14 protein-coding genes and 3 pseudogenes are annotated in these 19,845 nt (G+C 74.3%); 5 read left to right on the plus strand and 12 right to left on the minus strand.

The features are described 5' to 3' along the window. The 3 genes and pseudogenes from AB0B41_RS37675 to AB0B41_RS37685 all read right to left on the minus strand — a co-directional run. Positions 1 to 1,118: pseudogene (locus tag AB0B41_RS37675) on the minus strand (hypothetical protein); the annotation flags it as partial. After that, positions 1,115 to 1,843 (minus strand): hypothetical protein, encoded by a 729-nt coding sequence (locus tag AB0B41_RS37680; protein WP_358211819.1) that lies wholly within the window; start codon positions 1,841 to 1,843, stop codon positions 1,115 to 1,117. The gene AB0B41_RS37680 and the pseudogene AB0B41_RS37675, both read right to left, overlap by 4 nt. Further along, positions 1,840 to 3,351 carry a hypothetical protein gene (locus AB0B41_RS37685; protein WP_358211820.1) on the minus strand — a complete coding sequence of 504 codons (1,512 nt, stop codon included), beginning with the start codon at positions 3,349 to 3,351 and terminating at the stop codon, positions 1,840 to 1,842. The genes AB0B41_RS37680 and AB0B41_RS37685 overlap by 4 nt, the downstream gene beginning before the upstream one ends. A 96-nt stretch (positions 3,352 to 3,447) precedes the next feature. Between AB0B41_RS37685 and AB0B41_RS37690 the strand changes: the two genes are divergently transcribed. Continuing rightward, a complete protein-coding gene (locus tag AB0B41_RS37690; protein ID WP_037054048.1) occupies positions 3,448 to 3,732 on the plus strand; it encodes a YggT family protein in 285 nt (94 codons plus the stop codon). Positions 3,733 to 3,871: 139 nt separating this feature from the next. On the opposite strand, the gene AB0B41_RS37695 is transcribed toward AB0B41_RS37690, so the two are convergent. Genes AB0B41_RS37695 through sbnA form a run of 7 tightly spaced genes read right to left on the minus strand, consistent with a single transcriptional unit; the run spans position 3,872 to position 16,118 of the window. After that, positions 3,872 to 4,042 carry a hypothetical protein gene (locus AB0B41_RS37695; protein WP_232872008.1) on the minus strand — a complete coding sequence of 57 codons (171 nt, stop codon included), beginning with the start codon at positions 4,040 to 4,042 and terminating at the stop codon, positions 3,872 to 3,874. After that, on the minus strand, positions 4,026 to 4,385 hold the full coding sequence (locus AB0B41_RS37700) for a hypothetical protein (protein WP_358211821.1): 360 nt from the start codon (positions 4,383 to 4,385) through the stop codon (positions 4,026 to 4,028). Before AB0B41_RS37700 ends, AB0B41_RS37695 begins: the two co-directional genes overlap by 17 nt. 54 nt (positions 4,386 to 4,439) lie before the next feature. Continuing rightward, positions 4,440 to 5,504, minus strand: a complete 1,065-nt coding sequence (sbnB, locus tag AB0B41_RS37705; protein ID WP_358211822.1) for a 2,3-diaminopropionate biosynthesis protein SbnB — start codon at positions 5,502 to 5,504, stop codon at positions 4,440 to 4,442. Then, entirely contained in the window at positions 5,501 to 6,493 is a 993-nt protein-coding gene (locus AB0B41_RS37710) for a TauD/TfdA family dioxygenase (protein WP_358211823.1), read from the minus strand. Before AB0B41_RS37710 ends, sbnB begins: the two co-directional genes overlap by 4 nt. 38 nt (positions 6,494 to 6,531) lie before the next feature. Next, positions 6,532 to 9,846, minus strand: coding sequence for an amino acid adenylation domain-containing protein (locus tag AB0B41_RS37715; RefSeq protein WP_358211824.1), 3,315 nt, complete (start codon positions 9,844 to 9,846; stop codon positions 6,532 to 6,534). A gap of 10 nt (positions 9,847 to 9,856) precedes the next feature. Beyond that, positions 9,857 to 15,133, minus strand: a complete 5,277-nt coding sequence (locus AB0B41_RS37720) for a Pls/PosA family non-ribosomal peptide synthetase (protein WP_358211825.1) — start codon at positions 15,131 to 15,133, stop codon at positions 9,857 to 9,859. 4 nt (positions 15,134 to 15,137) lie between these two features. After that, positions 15,138 to 16,118, minus strand: coding sequence for a 2,3-diaminopropionate biosynthesis protein SbnA (gene sbnA / locus AB0B41_RS37725; RefSeq protein WP_358211826.1), 981 nt, complete (start codon positions 16,116 to 16,118; stop codon positions 15,138 to 15,140). A gap of 293 nt (positions 16,119 to 16,411) precedes the next feature. Between sbnA and AB0B41_RS37730 the strand changes: the two genes are divergently transcribed. Further along, entirely contained in the window at positions 16,412 to 16,975 is a 564-nt protein-coding gene (locus AB0B41_RS37730; protein ID WP_358211827.1) for a hypothetical protein, read from the plus strand. Positions 16,976 to 17,046: 71 nt separating this feature from the next. Beyond that, positions 17,047 to 17,682 (plus strand): hypothetical protein, encoded by a 636-nt coding sequence (locus tag AB0B41_RS37735; protein WP_358211828.1) that lies wholly within the window; start codon positions 17,047 to 17,049, stop codon positions 17,680 to 17,682. On the opposite strand, the gene AB0B41_RS37740 is transcribed toward AB0B41_RS37735, so the two are convergent. After that, a complete protein-coding gene (locus AB0B41_RS37740) occupies positions 17,666 to 18,310 on the minus strand; it encodes a TetR/AcrR family transcriptional regulator (protein WP_358211829.1) in 645 nt (214 codons plus the stop codon). The two genes, AB0B41_RS37735 and AB0B41_RS37740, sit on opposite strands and share 17 nt — an antisense overlap. Then, positions 18,307 to 19,134, minus strand: a complete 828-nt coding sequence (locus tag AB0B41_RS37745; protein ID WP_037054021.1) for an enoyl-CoA hydratase-related protein — start codon at positions 19,132 to 19,134, stop codon at positions 18,307 to 18,309. Before AB0B41_RS37745 ends, AB0B41_RS37740 begins: the two co-directional genes overlap by 4 nt. Before the next feature lie 107 nt (positions 19,135 to 19,241). Between AB0B41_RS37745 and AB0B41_RS37750 the strand changes: the two are divergent. Continuing rightward, positions 19,242 to 19,547: pseudogene (locus tag AB0B41_RS37750) on the plus strand (phenylacetic acid degradation bifunctional protein PaaZ); the annotation flags it as partial. A gap of 119 nt (positions 19,548 to 19,666) precedes the next feature. After that, positions 19,667 to 19,845: pseudogene (locus tag AB0B41_RS37755) on the plus strand (phenylacetate--CoA ligase); the annotation flags it as partial.

Genomic DNA, 19,845 nt, shown 5'->3' on the forward strand with positions numbered 1-19,845 from the left:
GCCCGGGCCCGCTCCTGGCCGGCCTGCGCCTCCGCCAGCTCCGCCCGGGCCGCCTCCAGCCGGTACCGCGCCGCGACGCCGCGCAGCGCCGACTCCCGCTCCTCGGCCGCGGCCGCTCGTCCCCGCAGCCCGGTGACCTCCGCGGACAGCTCCTCCTGCCGGTCGGAGAACGCCGCCTCCTCACGACGCGCCCGCCGCACCGCGGCCGCGATCGCGCCCGCGAGGGCGGCGGCCCGCTCCTGCACCGCCTGCTCGGCCTCCTCTGCCTCCGCGAGCGCCGCGCGGCCCTCGGCGAGCGAGCGGAGCAGCGGCACGGCCTCCGACGCGAAGGCCAGGTCGGCGAGCAGCTCGGGCCGCTCGGCCAGCCCGGAGCGCACCCGTTCGAGGATCGCCGACACCTGCCCCGGCACCTCGGGGTCGACGATCAGCTCCAGGAGGTAGCGCACGAACTGGTCCGCGTTGCGGAACTGGAACTGCCCTTCGATGCCGCCCTCGGTGGCGTTCATCTGCAGCAGCGCGGTGAAGATCGCCGGGTCGAGCCCCTGCTCGTCGAGCAGCCGGGCCCAGCGGTCCAGCCCGTCCGTGATCGCGACGCCCGCCTGGGGCACCGCGTCCCAGGTGCGCAGCACGGCCAGGAAGTCCTTCTGCGTGGCCGGCCGCCCGTCGATCTCGAAGGGCAGCAGGTCCAGCTCCGCCCGCCCGGCCTGCGGCCGGAACAGGTACCAGCGGGAGTTGAGCCGGTCGTGGTCCCGGTTCGGGTCGGCCGGCTGGGCGCGGTCGGCCCACTCGTGCACGGCCCCGGTGACCAGGCGCCGCCCGTCCGGCCCCGACCACTCGACGACGACGTGCGCGGTGTCGGCCCCCAGCACGTAGTCCTCGAGGTGCTTGCCGGTGGCGGCGGTGGCGAGGAAGTCCCGGCGGCGCGGGCGGATCAGCGCGCAGATCAGGGAGAGGACGGTGGACTTCCCGCCGCCGTTGCGCAGCCAGAGGATCGAGTCGAGGGGGTGCCCGTCCCGCTCGTCGGTGAAGTCCAGCGTGACGTCGAGGAACCGCGCCGCCGTCGGACCGACCCGGTCGAGCCGGACGCGGCTCATCTTCCACATGACCGGGGCCGTCACGCCGCCCGTCCTCCCGCCGCCCGCAGCTCGCGCAGGGCGTCGAGCGCCGCGCCGCCGGCCGAGTCCGCGACGAGCAGCCGGAACCTGTCGGTGAGGTGGTAGACGTCCGGGCCCAGCGAGGTGGCCTCGCGGGCCGCGCCCTGGTCGACCAGCCAGCCCATCGCGTCCTCGATCGCCTTGAGGGTGCAGCCGCGGCCGCGGCGACCGGTCTGCGTGGTGATCAGCTGCGGCATGTCGGCGTAGACCTCGGCGGCCGCCCGGGCGCGCTCCTCGGGTGTGCCCTCGCCGCCCTCCTGGCCCTGCAGCGTGCCGATCGCGGAGCGGAGGAACTCGTCGACCTTCACGACGTCGACCAGCTTGGTCTCCGGGTCGTCGAAGTCGACGTCCTGCGGGTACGCGTACGCCGCGATCCCCAGCAGGACCAGGCCGAACACCAGCCGCTCCGCCTGGTCCATCGTGCGCAGGTCGGCGAGCCGGGTGGCGAACGCGCCGCCGGGCTCGGGCGCGAGCACGATCCCCGACCGCGGCGTGCCCAGCACCTCCAGGCCCAGCCCCTCGGCCATCGTGTCGACGACGTCCCGGAACCGCAGCTCGGACCGGTACCGGTCCAGCAGGGCGCGGTAGTCGCTCCCCTCGACCGGACGGGAGCGGCGTTGCAGGCCGAACGCCACCAGCTCGGCCGCCGCCCTGACCTCGGTCAGGTCGGCCGCGACGGATGTACTCACCGCGACACCAGCTCCAGTTCGTCCTCCTCGGCCTCGCGCGGCCCGGCCTCGCCCTCCTCCGGTGCGGCGGCGCGGAGCAGCAGGTCCCGCCCGCGGGCCAGCCGGTGGTCCAGGCGGGCCCCGTCGTCCTCGGCGGCCAGGCCGGCCGCGAGCTCCACCGAGCCGTCCGGCTCCTCCTCGTCCGCCACCGGGTCCGGCGCGAACGCCCACAGCGCCGACAGCAGCACCAGCTCGGCCACCTCGTCCGACTCGCACCCGTCGAGCAGGTCCGACAACCGGGCCGGGGCCGCGCGGGCGGTGTCGAGCACGCCGCGCGCCGCCTCGACCACGGCCGCGGGGTAGCGCTGGACGTCCTCCTCCGCCGCCACCTCGAGGCCGGCCTCCTCCGCCACCGGCTCGACGGTCTCCCGCTGCCGCGGCGGCGCCCAGAGCTGGTCGAGCAAATCGTCGAACCGGACGAGGCGGGGCACGCTGACCCCCAGCGAGCGGTCGGCGAACGCGGTGGTGACCTCCACCCCCTGCTCGCGCGGCAGGTCCAGGGCGGGGCGCAGCACGTCCTCCCCGAGGGCGAGCATCCGCAGCCGGCGGCGTCTCGTCAGCCGCTGGCGGACCTGGGCGGCGAGGAAGACCTCGCGGGCGCCCACCAGCCGTCTCTCCAGGTCGAGGTGCACCTGCCGGACCCGCCCGAGCAGGTCGACGATCCGGCCGGACGCCGCCCGCACGTCCCCGCTCGTCTCGGCGTCGAGCCCGCTCTGCACGTGCTCGAGGAACCGGTCGTCCTCCGCGATCCGCTCCTCCACGTGCCGGCGGGCGATCGCGAGCCGCTCCGGCACGTCGACCAGCCAGTCGTGGCTGCCGACGTCCCGCCGGGTGGCGTCGAGCAGCTCGGACAACGTCGCCGCGATGCCCACCGACGTGCGTTCGGCCTGCGCGGCGGTGCGGACCGCGGCGTCGAAGCGGCGGTCGTCGAGCTGCCGCTGGAGGACGTGGGCGAGGGCGCGGTCCGCGTCCTCCAGGTCGACGTCGAGCCCGTGCAGGAACAACGTGATCGCCTGGTCCGACGCCGTGAGCACCGGCCCGTACTCCGCCTCGCGCAGCGACAGCAACCGGAAGCTGTAGGGCTCGCGCTCGACCCGCTCGCCGGTGAGGTCGGCGAACCAGTAGGTGAAGCGGCGGTGCTCGTGGGCCTCGTTGAGCAGGCCCTTCAGCACCACCTGTGCGACGTCCCGGGCCTGGTGCGCGCGGTCCGGCCGCATCCGGGCGGCCAGCGCGGTCAGATCGTCCGCCACCTCCTCGAGGGTGGCCTCGCGGGCGAAGCCCATCGACCCGACCACCAGGTCCACGGCGGCCAGGGCGAGCTGGCGGAGGTCGAACAGCTCGTCGTCGATCCCGGCGTGCGCGGCGTTGCGCACCAGCCGCGCGATCGGGTCGGTGAGCGTGAGCGCACGCCACCGCGCCCGGGCGGTCGCGTCCGCCGCGGGCGACACCACGGAGGCGGCGGCCGTCATGGTCACGACCTTAGAAGGGCCTACCGACAGAAAACTCTCAGGCCCCTCTCACCTGGGATCGGGACACTCGCCAGTGGAACCGGAAAGGAGACCTCCGTGATCGCCTCCCTCCTCGGGCTGCTGCTGGTGCTGTTCCAGCTGGTCCTGCTCGCGCGGGTGGTCGTCGACTGGATCGGGGTGCTCTCCCCCGGCAGCGGCGGCTCCGCCCTCTACCAGGCTCGCCGCGTGACCCACGGGATCACCGAGCCCGTGATCGCGCCGGTCCGCCGCGTGGTCAGGCCGGTCAACCTCGGCGGGATCAGCCTCGACCTGGCCTTCATCATCGTCTTCGTCGGCGTGCTGATCCTCCGCACCGCGATCGTCCCGCTCATCCCGTTCTGATCGCGGCGGGGCGCCCCGGACACCCCACCCCACCCGACGATGACGGCGTCGGCGGAGGACCCGACGAACGGGGCACGCAGGATCCGCGCGGCGACAGCCCGGACGTGGCGGACGCCGACGGCGAGGGGTGAGGCGGTCCTCAGCCGGTCTGCGGCGAGTCCTCCCCCGGCAACAGCACGCGGGCGAGCCGGCGGATGCGTTCGGGGGTGACCCGGCCCTGCACGGAGTCCCGCACGACCCGGAAGCGGGCCGCCCGGACCTGGCGCGCGGTCACCTCGGTGACCACGGGCTCGTCAGCCTGGTCGCTCATCGTCGTCCTCCGTGTCGAGCACGAACTCCTCGCGGGCCGCACCCGGTGGTTCCGGCGGCGCGAAGGCCCGGTCGAGCTCGTCCAGGATAGCGTCGACCCGCTTCGCGTACCGCCTGTTGAAGGCGTACCAGTGCCCCGCGATCCGCCGCTCCTCCAACATGTGCCGCGCGGCCTCCGGGGCGACCTTGCCCTCGACGACCCAGTCGTAGACCTGGCTGCACCAGCCGAGCAGCGCGGTGTCCTCCTCGCGGCGCCGCTTGCCCTCGCCGACCAGCAGGTTCGCCATGGCGCCGAGCAGCGCGCCGAGGAGCCCGCCCAGGAAGCTCATCCACGTCGCAGCCATCGACGCGGGACGCTAGCGGGCCCCACCGACGAAACCGCCCCCGAACCGCCGGGGCTACCCGTGTCGCTTCAACTCGTGGAAGAACCCGTCGACGACCTGCAGCTCCCCCGCCCGCACGACCTGGTCGTACACGTACTTCCCGACGGCCAGGTCGAGCACGCCCAGCCCGAACGGCGAGAAGATCACCGTGCCCTCGGCCGGCACCGACGCGCGCCCGGAGAGGACGTCGTCGAGGGTCCCGGCCAGGAAGTCCCGGTGCCCGAGCCGCTGCTCCACCAGGTGCGGCGACGTGTCCGCCTTGAGGCAGTGCTCGACGTCGTCGACGAAGTTGGTCGCCTCCAGCAGGATCTCCGGCGCGAGGTCGCGCAGCGAGACGTGCAGGACCAGCGGCCCGTGGTCGAACCACGAGACGTCCGTGACGTGCGGGGTGCCGGCGATCGTCGCGAAGACCACGAGGTCGCTGCTCCGGATCAGCTCCTCCGGGGTGTCGTACAGCGTGACCCGGCCCGGTGTGCCCGTCCGCTCGAGGTGCCCGCGGAAGCCGGCGGCGCTGTCCGCCGACAGGTCGAACACGCCGATCTCCTCGAACTCCCAGCCGGTGCCGGCGAGGAAGGTCTGGATGTACCGGGCGATCAGGCCCGTGCCGAAGAACCCGACGCGGGTCGGCCGCTTCCGGCCCTCGCTCAGCCGGTCCGCCGCCAGCGCCGCCGACGAGGCGGTGCGGGTGGCGCTGATGATCGAGCTCTCCATGCAGGCGAACGGGTAGCCGGTGTCGTGGTCGTTGAGGATCAGCACGGCGGAGGCGCGCGGGATCCCGGCCTGGACGTTGCCGGGGAAGCTGGAGATCCACTTGAGCCCGTCGACCGGCGTCTGCCCGCCGAGCGAGGCCGGCAGTGCGATAATCCGCGAGGTCGGCCGGTCGGGGAACCGCAGGAAGTACGACGGCGGGTTGACCGTGTCCCCCGCCCCGTGCAGCCGGTAGGTGGCCTCGACCAGGTCGGTGATCTCCTGCTCCCGCCCCGCCAGCGCCTCCTGGACCTGCGATCCCGAGACGACCGCGAACGGCGGCACCGTGAGCCCGGTACCGGCGGGCGCGGTGGTGGGGTCGACGGCGGTCACCGGGCACCACCCTGCGGGGCACAGTCGGCGAGCTTGACCGAGTCGGCCAGCCCGACGAGCACCTGTCGGTCACCCTGGTAGGCCTCGCGGCTGTGCGCGCACCGGACGTTGTCGACGAGCAGCAGGTCACCGGCCTGCCACGGCTCGCGCAGCGTGTGGGCGGTGTAGACGTCGTTGATCAACGCGATCACCTCGGGGCCGATCGGGTCGCCGTTGCCGAACCTCGTGGTGAACGGCAGACCGTCGGGTCCGTACGTGTCCACCAGGAACTCCCGGACGTCCGGGTCGAGCGTGAACTCGTTCAGGAAGGCGATCTGGTTGAACCAGCAGCGCGCCCCGCTGACCGGGTGCCGGACGACGGCGAGCCGGCGCTGCCGGGTCTTGAGGCCGCCGTCGGCGGTCCACTCGAACTCGATCGCGTTGCCGCGGCAGTACGCCTCGACGGCGGCGCGGTCGTCCGTGCCGAAGGCGTCGGGCCACGAGGCGCCGATCTCGTCGTTGTACGTGCGGGTGAGCATCCAGCCCTCGCGCTCGAAGCGGGCGACGAGGTCCGCGGGCAGCGCCTCGAGCACCGCGGAGGCGTCCGAGACCGTGGTGGCGCCGCCGGACGCGGGCGGGGTGAGGCAGGCGAACAGCATGAGACCCGGGAACTCGAGCGTGTAGCTCAGCTCGTGGTGCATGCACATCTGCTGGTTGGCGGGCCAGGTGGTCGACGAGTGCACGCCGTCGCCGAAGTGCTGGCGCGGGGCGAAGGCCTCGCGCTCGCCGAGCAGGGTGTTCGTGAGCCCGCGGAAGACGGCCGCGGTGGCCGCCCAGTCCTGCAGGCCGAGGCCGCGCACGAACAGGTGCCCGTACTGCGTCACCAGGTTCCGGACGGTCTCGCGGTTCTGGGTGGCCCACGCGGCGGGGCCCTGCGGTGCCGTGGTGGTGAGGACGACGGGCCCACCGGGACGCTGGGTGAGGTCCAGTGCGGGTGCGGGCTGGGTCATGTCATGTCCTTCCGAGGGTGTGCGACTCGTGGGTCCGGTCAGGAAGAGGCGGCGCGGACCGCGTCGAGTACGACGACCGCCGCGTCGTGGGGCCGGCTCCGGAGGAAGTGGTGCCCGCCCCCGTCCAGCTCTCGGGTCTGCACCTCCCCCGCCAGGAGCTCCCAGTCCCGGCGCCGCGACTCGTCCGCCGTGCTCGGGTCGTCGGCGGCCCGGACCACCGCGACGGGCGCTGTGACCTTGATCCCGGACGTGGCGGCGTCGGCCAGGTAGCGGTGCGCCTCGATGCAGTCGTGGCGGTACGCCGCCGCGACCCGCTGGGCCCCCTCCGGGTCGAGCTGGGCCAGCTCCGGGTAGAGGCCGGTCTCGCGCAGCCGGTCGACCAACGCGGCGTCGGACCGGCCGGACAGCTCGACGATCCCGTTCCGCCGGGTCGTGGGGTCGCCGAGCTGCTGCGAGGACAGGACGACCAGCTCGACGCGCACGCCCCGCTCGTCCAGCGCCCGTGCCGCGGCGACGGCGTACGCCGTGCCCGAGGAGTGCCCCCACAGCAGCACGCGGGTGAGGTTCTTCGCGGCGATCTCGGCGACGACGCGGTCGACGATCTCGCCGAGCGGCACGAACTTCTCGGTGGCGGACGGGTCGTGGCCGGGCGGCTCGACGCCGTAGACGGTGAGCGCCGACAGCGCGCCGAGCTCGGAGGCCACCGGCCGGAAGTTGACGGCGTTGCCGCCGGCGGGCGGGAAGCAGACCAGCGCCCGGCCCGGGTCGGCCCCGGTGACGAGGGGCTGCAGGAGCTCCGCCGGTGCGGCGGCGACGGCCGGGTCGGCCGGCTCGGCGGGCGCCTCGAGCAGCGTCGCGAGGTCGGCGAGCACCGGGTTGCGGGTGATGTCCTTGAGCGACACCGCCCGGTCCAGCGCGACCGCGAGCTTCACCGCGGACAGCGACGAGCCGCCGCGGTCGAAGAAGTGGTCGTGCCGGCTGATCTCCGCCTCCGGCACCCCGAGGATCTGGGCGAAGGCGGCCGCCAGCCGCTGCTCGGCGGGGGTCGCGGGAGCCTCGTGGTCCGCGGCGGCCGCGGGCTCCTGGCCCAGCTCGGCGGCGAGCGCCGTCAGCGCCTTCTTGTCGATCTTACCGTTGGCGGTGAGCGGCAACGGCTCCCGGCGGTGGAACGCGGCGGGGACCATGTACACCGGCAGCGTGCGGGCCAGGCCGTCGCGCAGCAGGTCGACGGGCAGGTCCTCGGCCGCGGCGTAGAAGGCGACCAGCTGCGCACCGGCGCCGGGCCGCTCGGCCACGACGACGGCGCCGTCGCGCACCCCGGGGATGCCCAGCAGCGCGTTCTCGATCTCGCCGATCTCGATGCGGAAGCCCCGGATCTTGACCTGGCTGTCGCGGCGGCCGAGGAACTCGAGCTTGCCCTCGGGCGTCCAGCGGCCGTAGTCGCCGCCGCGGTAGAGGCGCTCCCCCGGGACGTGCGGGTCGGTGAGGTAGACCGCGCGCGTGCGCTCCGGGTCGTTGACGTACCCGCGGCCCACGCAGACGCCGGCGAAGCAGATCAGTCCGGGGGCGCCGAGCGGGACCGGTTCGAGGTTCTCGTCGGTCACGTACACGCGCACGTTCCGCACCGCGGGGCCGAGCACGACCTTGGCCGGCGCGGACCGCATGACCTCGTGGTTGGTGTCGTCGGAGGTCTCGGTCAGGCCGTAGGCGTTGACCAGCGACACGCCCTGCACCTGCCCGAAGAAGCGCTGGGCGAGCTCGGTCTTCAGGGCCTCGCCGGTCGCCGAGACGCACCGCAGGTCGGGCAGCTCGCGGCCGGTGCGCTCCAGGTAGGACAGCACGACCTCGAGGTAGGACGGCACGACCTGCATGACCGCGACCCGCTCGCCGACGACGGTGTCCACGAACCGCTCGACGTCGAGGATCGAGTCCTGGTCCACGACGACGGTCCGGCCGCCGACCAGCAGCGCCGACACCAGCTGCCAGAGCGAGATGTCGAAGCACTGCGGCGCGATCTCGGCGACGACGGCGCCCTCGGCGATCTCCAGGTCCTCGATCTTGGCGAGCAGGTGGTTGAGCATGCCCGCCTGCTCGCACATCGCCCCCTTGGGCTCGCCGGTGGAGCCCGAGGTGAAGTAGATGTAGGCGGCCTGGTCCGGCCCGACCTCGACACCGAGGTCGCTGCCGTCGGACTGCTCGGCGAGCGCGTCGGCGAGGGTGAGCACGCGGACCTCGGGCAGCGCGTCGAGCGCGCGGTCGAGGGTCTCCGTGCTGCCCGGCTCGGTGACGACCAGGACGGCGTCCCCGCGGGTCAGCGTCTTGCGGATGCGCTCGGCCGGGAAGTGCGGCTCGATCGGCAGGTACACCCCGCCCGCCTTGAACACGGCGAGCACGGAGGCCATCCAGTCGAGGTTGCGCTCCATGACCACGCCGACGACGCCCTCGCGCTCCAGCCCGCGGGCCCGCAGCGCGCGGGCGAGGCGGTTGGCGCGGTCGTTCAGCTCGGCGTAGGTCCAGCGCACGTCGCCCTGGACCGCGGCGACCGCGTCGGGGTGCCGGCGGACGCGCTCCTCGACGAGCTCGTGGAAGCGCCGGTCGGGCAGCGGGCGGATCGGACCGGCGAGCCCCTCGAGCTGGAACGCGCGCTCCTCGTCGGAGAGCAGCGTCGACGCCGTGTGGTCGGCGTCGGGATCGGCGGTGAGCTGCGCGAGCGCGGCGAGGTGGTACCCCGCGATCCGGGACCCCGCGGCGGCGTCGAGGACCTCCGTGCGGTGCCGCAGCTGCAGGTGCCCCTCGCGGACGCCGACGGTGAGCACGACGTCCCCGGTGGGTTCCGGCGCGGGCCCCGCGGGGTCGACCACGGTCTCGAACACCGGACCGGACACGCCGAGCTCGGCGCGCAGCCCGTCGACCGGGAAGTCCTGGTGGGTGTGCAGCTCGGCGGCGGTCCGCCCGGCGGCCTCGACCAGGGTGCGCCACGGGCCGGGCACCACCGGGAGCCGCAACGGCAGCGGCCCGGCCGGCGTCATCAACCCGGCGACGGTGTCGGGCTCGCCGGACACCGCGGCCAGCACCGCCGCATGGGCGGCGACGAGCGCGGCCTCGGTCACCGGGCCGGGCAACGGCACCTCGACGAGCGCGACGCCCGGGCGCGGCTCGAGGGTCCAGCGCGGGATCGTGGTGTGCCCGCCGGCCGTGAGCGCGGCGGTCCACCAGACGCGGGCCGCGCTCCCGGGGGCGCAGGTCGGGGCGGCGGTCGGCGAGGTCATCAGGCTCTCCGGGGTCAGGACGGGCGTGGTCGGGGTGAACGGCCTGAAGGGGCCGGACGGCGTGGGCGGGGTGGGCGTGGTCATCGGGGGGCTCCTAGCGGGCCGTGAGCAGGGCGGCGGTCCAGTCGGACGCGCCCCGGTCGGTCGGGGACGGGAGGGCGGGCGGGGCCGGGGCGGGCGGCGCGGGGGGCTCGGCCATCTCGTGGGCCGGGTTGCCGCCCCACCGCGCACCTGCCGGGATCTCCTCGCCCTTCATGACGAAGGAGTCGGGGGCGATCTCCGCGGCGTCGCCGATGCTGACGCCGTAGTGGACGAAGGCGCCGAGGCCGAGGGTCACGCCCGCACCGAGCGTGGTGCGGTCGGACTTGAAGGCGCCGTCCTCCTGCGAGTGGCACTGGATGGTGGTGCCGAAGTTGAGCGTGCAGTCGTCGCCGATGGCGGTCAGGGTGCGCTCGGTGAGGCCGATGCCGTCGTCGAACACCCGGCGGCCGACCCGGACCCCGAGCATCCGCGCGACGAGGTTCTTGTACGGCGTGCCGCCGAGCAGCTTCTCCATCGGCGGGACCACGAGCTTCCAGAAGCGCTCGTGGCGCCAGAAGGCCCGGTCGTAGATCGAGCAGGACTTCGGGCGCAGCCGGCGGAAGCCGACGATCAGCCGCTCCCACAGCACGAACCAGACGATCGTGAACAGCAGGCTCGCCACGACCTCCAGCCCGAACGCCACCGCGCCGAAGTCCTGGAAGTGGTCCAGGGCCAGCAGGCCGAGCAGCAGCAGGCCGAGGACGTGGCCCCAGCGCACCAGCAGGGCGAGACCGATGGTGACGAGGTTGTGCAGGTTCTTGCGGCGCAGCCGCCGGCGGCGCTCCCGGATGTCGATCTCCAGCACGCGGTCCCGCTGGACGGTGCGGGGGATCTCGAAGGCGGGCGAGCCGAGCAGGCCGACGCCGGTGCGGACCGGGCCGTCGATCGGCACGGCGACCTTGGTGGCGAGCAGGCAGTCGTCGCCGGTGCGGCCGCCGATCGGGTAGGCGATGGCGTTGCCGAGGAAGTTGTTGCCGCCGATGGCCACCCGCGAGGTGCGGAACGAGGTGTTGGAGAAGTCCGCGTTGTTGACCGACAGTCCGTCGGCGACGACCGTGCCGCGCCCCACCGAGGTGAGGAACGGCGTCTCCTGGGCGATCGCGGAGCCGAAGTTCGAGCCCGTCTGCTCGACCTTGCCGAGGTTGTAGCCCAGCAGGTACAGGTACCCGGTGATGAACGAGCTGTCCCCGAACAGGTAGACGAAGGTCTTCACGTTCGTCAGCCGGGTGACGGTGCGGTGCAACGAGTAGCGCCACCCGTGGATCGGGTACACGCGGTCGGGCCGGACGAACAGGGCCACCAGCCGCGGGACGGTGAGGACGATCAGCAGCCCCACGGCCAGCCCGCCGAAGACGATGATCGCCGACTCCTCCAGGGCCTCGATGTAGAACGGAGCAGTGGTGTACCCGAGGACGCCCGGCTGGAGCAGCTCCTTGAACCGGGGCACGGCGTTCACCACGATGTACAGGCCGCCGAAGCCCAGCGGCAGGTAGATCGCGAACAGCTTGACCAGCTGGCTCGTCACGTAGCTGACCTTGCGCAGCGCGCGGATCCGCACGGGCGGGACGGCGCGGAAGTCGGTGTCCGTGGGGACGGCCGGCGAGCCGTGCCAGCTCTGCCCCGCCGGGACGCTCTGCCCGCGATGCAGCGAGGAGGCGTGCCCGAGCTGCGCGCCGTCGCCCATCGCGGTGCCGATGTCCAGCACGCTCTTGTCTCCGACGACGACGTCCTGGCCCAGCGTGACCCGTCCGGTCTGGATCTTCCCGGCGTGCGCGCGGTAGCCCGGCATCAGGGCGTCCTTGCGGATGACCGTGCCCGCGCCGATCGTCACCAGGTCGGTGCAGACCGGCAGGTTCCGGGTGAGGATCACGACGTCCCTGCCGACCTTCGCCCCGAGGGCGCGCAGGTAGAGCGTGTAGATCGGCGAGCCGACCATCAGCAGGGCGATCGGGTTGCCGCGCACGAGCGTCTTCACGAGCCAGAACCGGAAGTAGCGCAGGCTCCAGACCGGGAACTCCTTCTCCTTCCAGCGCCCGACCAGCAGCCACTTCGCGACGACCGGCAGCAGGCACAGCGCGAGGAACGCACCCGCCCCGGCCTCGACCGACCGGACGTAGGTCTCGAGCACGGTGGTGCTCGTGGAGATCCACGTGTAGGCCCGGTCCATGACGACGCCGGCGGCGGTCGCGTAGAGCGCGAACACCAGCAGCTGCAGGAACCCCGTGAGGTAGTAGCCGAACGTGCTGTGCCGCACCGGGACGACCGGCGCGGGCGCGGCCTGCACCGGCAGGGGGGCCGCAGCGCTCGGCGCGGCCGCGGCGGCCATGCCGGCGATCGTGGGGTTGGCGTAGACGTCCCGGATCGAGATGGTCGGCAGGTCCTCCCGCTTGCGCAACCGGGCGCAGAACCGGGTCATCACCATCGAGTCGGCGCCCAGGTCGTCGAACACGTTGCGGTCCGTCGGCACGCGGTCGACGCCGAGCACCTCGGCCAGCACCTGCGCCAGGCCGTGCACGACGTCGTCGCCGGCCGCGCCCACGGGGACCACCGGGGCGGCGACGGGCATCGACGGCGCGAAGGCGGTCGCGAGCCCGGCGATCGTCGGGTGGGCGTAGACGTCCTTGATCGAGATCGACGGCAGGTCGGCCCGCTTGCGCAACCGGGCGCAGAACCGGGTCATCACCATCGAGTCGGCGCCGAGGTCGTCGAAGACGTTGCGGTCGGTCGGGACGTGCTCCACGGCCAGCACCTCGGCCAGCACGCTCGCCAGCGCCGAGGCGAGGCCGGCGGTGGACGGGGCCTTGGCCGGGGCGGGCGCCGAAGCAGCCGGGGCCGCCGGGGCGGGTGCCGGCGCGGCGGGTGCCACCGGGGCCGGCGGCGCGACCGGCCGCGGAGCCGGAAGGGGACGGGCCGGGGTCCGCGGGAAGGGTGTCGGGGTCGTGGGGGCCGAGGTCCGCGGGAACGGCGTCGGTCGCGTCGACCGCGGGAACGGCGAGGGCGCCGGGGCGGCGGGCCGCGGGGCCTGCGTCGGTGCGGACGCCGCCGGACGCGGAGCCGGTCCGGGCGCCGTGCTCGGGGCGGGGCTCGGGCCGGGGCCGGTCGGACGCGGGTAGGGCGTGGGCCGCACCGGCGCAGGGGCGCTCGCACGCGGGTAGGGCGTGGGCCGCCGGGTCGTCGGCGTCGGCTTCTGCTGGGCCGGAGCGGATGCCGGAGGCGGGGTCGGTACCGGAGGCGGGATCGCCCCGGGAAGCGGGGTCGGGGCCTGGGTCGGCGCGGCGGTCGAGCCGATGATCTGGTCGAACGTCAGCACGTCCGGCTGGGGCTCAGCCGGGGGCACGGGCGTCGGGGCGGCCGCCGCGGCCCCGATGATCTGGTCGAACGTCAGCACGTCCGGCTGCGGCTCACGCGACGGCGCGGGCTTCGGGGTCGCGGGCGGAGCAGGGGCCGGGGAGGTCGACCCGATGATCTGGTCGAACGTGAGGTTCCCCGACACGGCCGGCGCGGGAGGCACAGCGGGCGCAGGAGGCACGGGAGGCACGGCCGGGGCGGGCGGGACCGCAGGCGCGGCGTCGACCGGCGTCACCGGCGGCCGCAGCTGCTCCAACTGCTCGTGCAGGCGCGCGTTCTCGGCGCGCAGCCGCGTCATCTCGCCCCCGCTGAGCGGCAGGGCCTCGCGGTCCACCCGCCCGTCGGCGGTCAGCGGCAGCGAGTCGAGCCGCTCCAGGCGGGCCGGCACGTGGTCCGTCGCCAGCCGCTCGCGCAGCCACGACCCGATCTCCCGCTCGGTCACCGCCGGGCTGTCGGCGCGCAGCGTGTAGAAGCCGACCAGCTCGACACCACCGGGCTCGGGCTCGTGCGGCGCGACCGCCGCCGAGGCCACCCCGGGCACCGCCAGCATCACCGACTCGATCGCGGTGAGGTCGACGCGCTCGCCGTGCACCAGCTCCTGCAGCGTCCGGCTGCCGCGGTACTCGATCTCGCCGGCGTCGTCGACGCGGCCGAGGTCGCCGGTCCGGTAGATCCGCCCCGACGGGTTGCCGGGGATGCCGAGGAAGTCGTCGACGAAGGCGTCGCCCGAGGGATCGGGGAAGCCGCAGGCGAGGCCGAGCCCGGCCACGCCGATCTCGCCGGTCTCGCCGTGCCGCAACGCCCGCGCCGGCACGTCGGGGTCGAGGACGACGGTCGCGAAGGTCGGCAGCGGCACGCCGATCGTCATCGGCTTGTCGGGGTGCGCGTCCGTCCAGGTCGCCGCCACGGTCGCGCCCGGGGGCACGTACGCGACGAGGAACCGGCGGCCCGGCCGGTGCCAGCGCGCGACCAGGCTCTGGGGGCAGGCCTCCCCCGAGACCAGCAGGAACCGCAGCTGGGGCAGGTCTGCCTCCAGTGTGGCCAGCACGGCCGGGGTGGTGCACAGCGCGGAGACCCGGCGCTCGGCCAGGACGGCGTGCAGGACGTCGCCGGTGAGGCGCGGGCCGTCGGGTGCGGGCACCAGCGTGGCGCCTGCCGCCCAAGCCATCCAGACCTCCTCGATGCCGCCTCCGGAGAACAGGGCCCGGCCCTGGTAGAGGCGGTGCCCGCGGACACCGAAGGTCTCGGACGAGACCCGGACGGCGTTGCACATGCTGCGGTGGTCGATCTCCACGCGCTCGGACCAGCCGGCGGGGCCGGGTACGTGCACGACGTACGCGGGCCGGTCGACGGGTTCGCCGCGCTCGGCGGGCTGCAGCCGCTGCGGGCTCATCTCGGCGATCAGGGCGGCGGCGTCGTCGACCGCCAGGATCTCGGCGCCCGCGGGCAGCGAGCCGACGACGGCGACGCGCCCGCGCAGGTGCGAGCGGGTGAGCACGAGCCGGACCTCGGCGTCGGCCACGAGGTAGCCGAGCCGCTCGATCGGGGCGTCGGGGTCCAGCGGCACGCAGGTGGCGCCGATCTTGAGGACGGCGAGGAGGGCGACGTAGGTCTCGACCCGGACGTCGAACAGCAGGGCGACCCGGTCGCCGGGGCGGGCGCCGTGCAGGCGCAGGTAGCGGGCGAGACGGTTGGCGCGGGCGTCGAGCTCGTCGTAGGTCAGCGAGGCCCCGGGGCCGTCGACGGCGAGCTGGCCCGCGCGGCCGTACTCCCGGATCCAGTCGCACCGTTCCTCGAACACGGAGTCCAGGCGCTCGTGGCGGCGGACCCGCCAGCCCTGCGCCTCGTGCCGGTCGACGAGGACCAGCTCCGAGAGCGGGGCGGGCGGGCCCGCGGGGGCCTCCGCCGGGGCGTGCCCCGGGGTGGGCGGCAGCAGTGCCATCTTCTCAGGCCACCAGGCTCTCGTCGGCCGGCTCGGCGGCGAGCACGTCGTCGCCGAAGTTGTCCCGGACCCACTCGGTTCGGTACAGCGTCTCCAAGTAGCGTTCGCCCAGATCGGGGGCGAGCGTTACCGACGTGAGGTGCCCGGCCGAGTTCTGGTCCAGCCAGGCCTTCGCGCCGCTGACCACCGTGCCCGTAGATCCGCCGAAGAGAAAGCCCTTTCTCGCGATCCGGTGACACATGGCGACCGCGTCGGCCTCCTCGACGAACACCACGTCGTCGATGTAGGACCGGTCGAAGATGTCCGGGACGACGCTCGTGCCCAGGCCGGGGATCAGCCGGCGCCCGGAGGGCTGCCCGAAGGTCACCGAGCCGACGGCGTCGACGGCCACGATGTGCACGTCCGGGCGGTACTGGCGGAACCAGCGGGCGCAGCCCATCAGGGTGCCGGTGGTGCCGGCGCCGACGAACAGGACGTCGAGCTGCGGGAACTCCTCGGCGATGGCCGGCGCGGTGGTGCGGAAGTGCGCCTTCCAGCTGTTGGGGTTGCTGTACTGGTTCAGGCAGTGGGCGCGCGGGTCGGCCGCGAGGACGGCCCGCACGTACGCCTGGCGCGCACCGAGGAAGCCCTCGGGGCCGGCCTCGCGGATCACGCGGACGTCCGTGCCCATGGCCTCCATCAGCTGGATGGTGGCGGCGTTGCAGCGGATGTCGGTGACGCAGATGAAGCGGTAGCCCTTGTTGGCGGCGATGATGCTCAGCGCCACGCCCAGGTTGCCGGACGAGGACTCGACGAGCGTCGAGCCGGGCCCGATCTCCCCCGCACGCTCGGCGGCCTCGACCATCGAGGCGGCGGCCTTGAGCTTGACGGAGCCGGCGAAGTTGAAGCCCTCGCACTTCAGGTACAGCTCGTGTCCGACGATCGAGCGGAGGTCGACGAACAGACGCTCCTCCGTGAATTCCTGCGGACCGGTCACGATCGGCATTGTTGTCTCCCCCCATCGAGCAGCCTCGGTGCTGCTGCGTTCCCCCGGTTCGTCGTCCGCCGTTGGTGCGGTTCGACGGGAACGAGAATGCTCTGGGGAGAGCCCTGGGACATTGGGGCAGATACCCGAGGTGACGGAGTGATCCCCCTGACCCCACCGGGGGTTTACCCCCGGTCCTCCGGGGGCCCGCTCCCTCGCCCGCGCGGGCCCCGGACCCCGACCCTTCTCGGCAGCCCGCCGCAGCGGGTGCGTCACCAGTGCCCGCCGGAGCGGGCCCGTCGGGGGAGGACACCGTGTCCGGAGGGAACGTCGCAGGAGCACCGGAGCCACCGAGCCGCACACAGCTGGGCCTGGCCACCGGGGTGCCGTTCGGCCTGTTCTGGGGCGTTCTCGTGGCGCTGCAGGGCGGACCGGGGGCGGACGCCGGCCCCGCCGGCTACGCCGTCCTGGCCGCGGCGTCGGTCGTGGCCGGAGCGCTGTTCGGGCTGATCATGGCCCTGGTCCTCGGTCACCTGCAGGACCGGGCGGCGCGCCGGACCGGGGTGGCCGGGGTGGTCGCGCAGGGCACCGTGCGGGCCGCGGTGTCCGGGCCGGAGGTGCTCGCCCGCGTCCGCGAGGCCGCCGCACTGCTGCCCGGCGGCCGGGTGACGGCCGTCGACACCGACCGCGCGCTGCTGCGGACCGGCGTGACGTGGCGCAGCTGGGGCGAGCGGGTCGAGGTCGAGGTGCACCCGCAGGGCCCGGCGGCCCGGGTCGTGCTGCGCAGCCGCCCGCTGGTCCCGTTCACGCTCGTCGACCAGGGCCGCAACGCCGAGAACGTGGCGCGGCTGGCCGACTGGGTGGCGGGCCTGCCCTGAGCTCCCGTTTCACCCCCGTCGTGTCCGGGTAGGACCTGACGCCCGCACGACAGGACGGAGGGTCGACGCCCGTGGACCACACGCAGGCACCGGTGCTGGCGGCGCTCGAGGCCTACGGCGTGGAGGCCTCGCACGAGCTCGACGAGCTGGAGGTGCTGATCGACCTGTCGGAGCTCGGGATCAGCGGCTACCAGGCCGCCGACTGGCTGCGCGGGCACCGCGCGGTCGACGTCGGGCTGTCCGACCACCGCCGGATCGAGGCCCAGCTGTCCCTTGCCGACGACGCGCAGACGGCCGGGATCCTGCTCGAGGCCCTCTCCGCCCTGGCGAAGGCGGCCGACGGGTTCCCGGCTCCGCCGCCCGTCGACCTGCCGAGCCCGTCGGCCCTCGACACCGACGCCGTGGTGATCCCGCGGGACGCCTTCTTCGCGCCCTTCGAGGACGTGCCGCTGCGGGACGCGGAGGGGCGGGTCTGCGCCGAGCAGGTCACGCCGTACCCGCCGGGCATTCCGGTGCTGCTGCCGGGCGAGCGCGTGACCGGGGAGATCCTCGACCACCTCGCCACGGGTCTGCGGGCGGGGATGGTGCTGCCCGACCCGGCGGATCCGCAGCTCGAGACCGGTGCGGGTGGTGGCGCACGGAGCGGCGGGGGCAGCACCGAATGTTCGTTCGCCCGATCGATGGAGGGCCTCAGGCAGGCGGGATGATCCCCTCGGAGACGATCCGGACGACCTCGGCCGGCAGCGCCTCGGACCCGGGCCGCCCCGGCCGGTACCACTCGATGATCGAGTTGACCGTGCCCGAGAGCAGCCGGGCGGCGAGCGAGGGCTCCACCCCGGCGCGGACCTCGCCGTCGGCCACGGCGTCGGCGACGAGCGAGGCGATCGTGGCGTCGAACGCCCGGCGCCGGGCCAGGGCCCACCGCTCGGTCTCGGTGTTGCCCCGCACCCGCAGCAGCAGGGTGACGTAGGGCAGCTCGGAGGTGAGCACCTCGACCTGACGGAAGATGATGTGCCGCAGGCGTTCCAGGGCCGCACCCTCCTGCGCGGCGGGCTCCTCGAGGATGCCGAACAGGCCGTCGAGCGCGCGGTTCAGCGCGGCCCGCAGCAGTTCCTCCTTGCCGCTGACGTGGTGGTAGAAGGAGGACTTCGTGATCCCCGCGGCCCGCGAGAGATCCTCCATCGAGGTCGCGTCGTAGCCGCGGGCGTTGAACTCCTGCACGGCCACCGCGAGCAGCGACGACGCGTCGTACACCGGCCGGCGCGCACCGGCGGCCCCCCGCGCGCGGCGGGTGCGCGCGGGCGGGCCGGGCGGCTCGGACGGCGCGGCGGTCATCGGCCCTCGAACGCGGGCTTGCGCTTCTCGAGGAACGCCTCGACGGCCTCGCGGTGGTCGCGGGTCACGCCGAGCCGCGCCTGCCCCTCGCCCTCGTTGGCGAGGACGGTGTCGAGCGACGAGACGGCGCCGATCGCGACCGCCTTCTTGATCTCGGCGTAGGCGAGCGTGGGCCCGGCCGCGAGCCGGCGCGCCAGCTCCAGCCCGGCGCCGAGCACCTCCTCGGCCGGCACCACGGTCCTGACCAGCCCCGACGCCAGCGCCTGCTGCGCGTCGAAGGACTCCCCGAGCAGCAGCAGCTCGGTGGCCCGGGCGGCGCCCAGCGAGTGCACGAGGCTGGCGGACAGCCCGGAGTCCGCGGTGAGCCCGATGGCCGAGAACGCCGTGGCGAACGTGGCGGTGTCGGCGGCGACGCGCAGGTCGCAGGCCAGGGCGAAACCGAGGCCCGCACCGACGGCGCCGCCGTTGAGCGCGCAGACCACCGGCTTCGGCATCGTGGCGATCGCCCGAACGATCGGGTTGTAGTGCTTCTCGACCGTGTCGAAGGAGGTCGCGGCGTTGCCCCGCAGGGACTCGACGTGCTCGCCGAGGTCCTGCCCGACGCAGAACGACTTGCCGGTCCCGGTCAGCAGGACCGCCCGGACGGCGCCGTCGGCCGCCACCCGCTCCAGCGCCTCGAGCAGCGCCTCCTTGACCTCGACGGTGAGCGCGTTGCGCTTCGCCGGCCGGTTCAGCGTGACGATCGCGACGGCCGGGTCCTTGTCGTCCGCGGTGACGAGGACCGCCGGGCCGTCGGGTTCGGCCGCACCACTGTTCGTCTGCACGCGGTCATGCTAGCGTCTCCCGGCAACCGAACGATCGTTCGCCGCGAGATCGGGTGAGCGACGGCGGACCCACCGGCTTCCCGACGACGAGGAGACCGCCCGTGAGCATCCCGGTCCTGCGCAGCTACGTCTCCGGTGGCTGGCACACCCCGGGCGACGCCGGTCGTCCGGTGTTCGATGCGGTGACCGGCGAGGAGATCGCCCGGGTCTCCTCGGCCGGGATCGACTTCGCCGCGGCCCTGGCCTACGGGCGTCAGGTCGGCGGGCCGGCGTGGCGGGAGTTGACCTTCCACCAGCGCGCCGCGCTGCTCAAGGCGCTCGGGCAGCACCTGCGCGAGCTGCCCGACGACACCGTCTGCGTCGACGGCCCGGTCGAGCCACTCGGCCGCGGCGGCACGTTCGTGGGCCAGCACCCCCGCGAGTCCGCCGGCTACGGGGAGGTCCGCTGGGACGCCGACGTCACCCGCCAGGACGGCGAATCCGTCGCCCGCTACGACGTCCTCACCCTCGTGGCCAAGAAGGAGTCCGACCAGTGACCAGCCCGACCGCGGCGCACCGGCTGGGCGAGGCGCCGGACCCGCAGACCCTCGATCCGGCCGAGCACCTGTCGACGGACGCGCTGCGCGCCACCCAGCTCGAGCGGCTGCAGTGGACGCTGCGCCACGCCTACGACAACGTGCCGCACTACCGGCGGTCCTTCGACGCCGCCGG

The organism is Pseudonocardia sp. NPDC049154, from assembly GCF_040648315.1.
In the GTDB taxonomy this organism is placed as follows: Bacteria; Actinomycetota; Actinomycetes; order Mycobacteriales; family Pseudonocardiaceae; genus Pseudonocardia.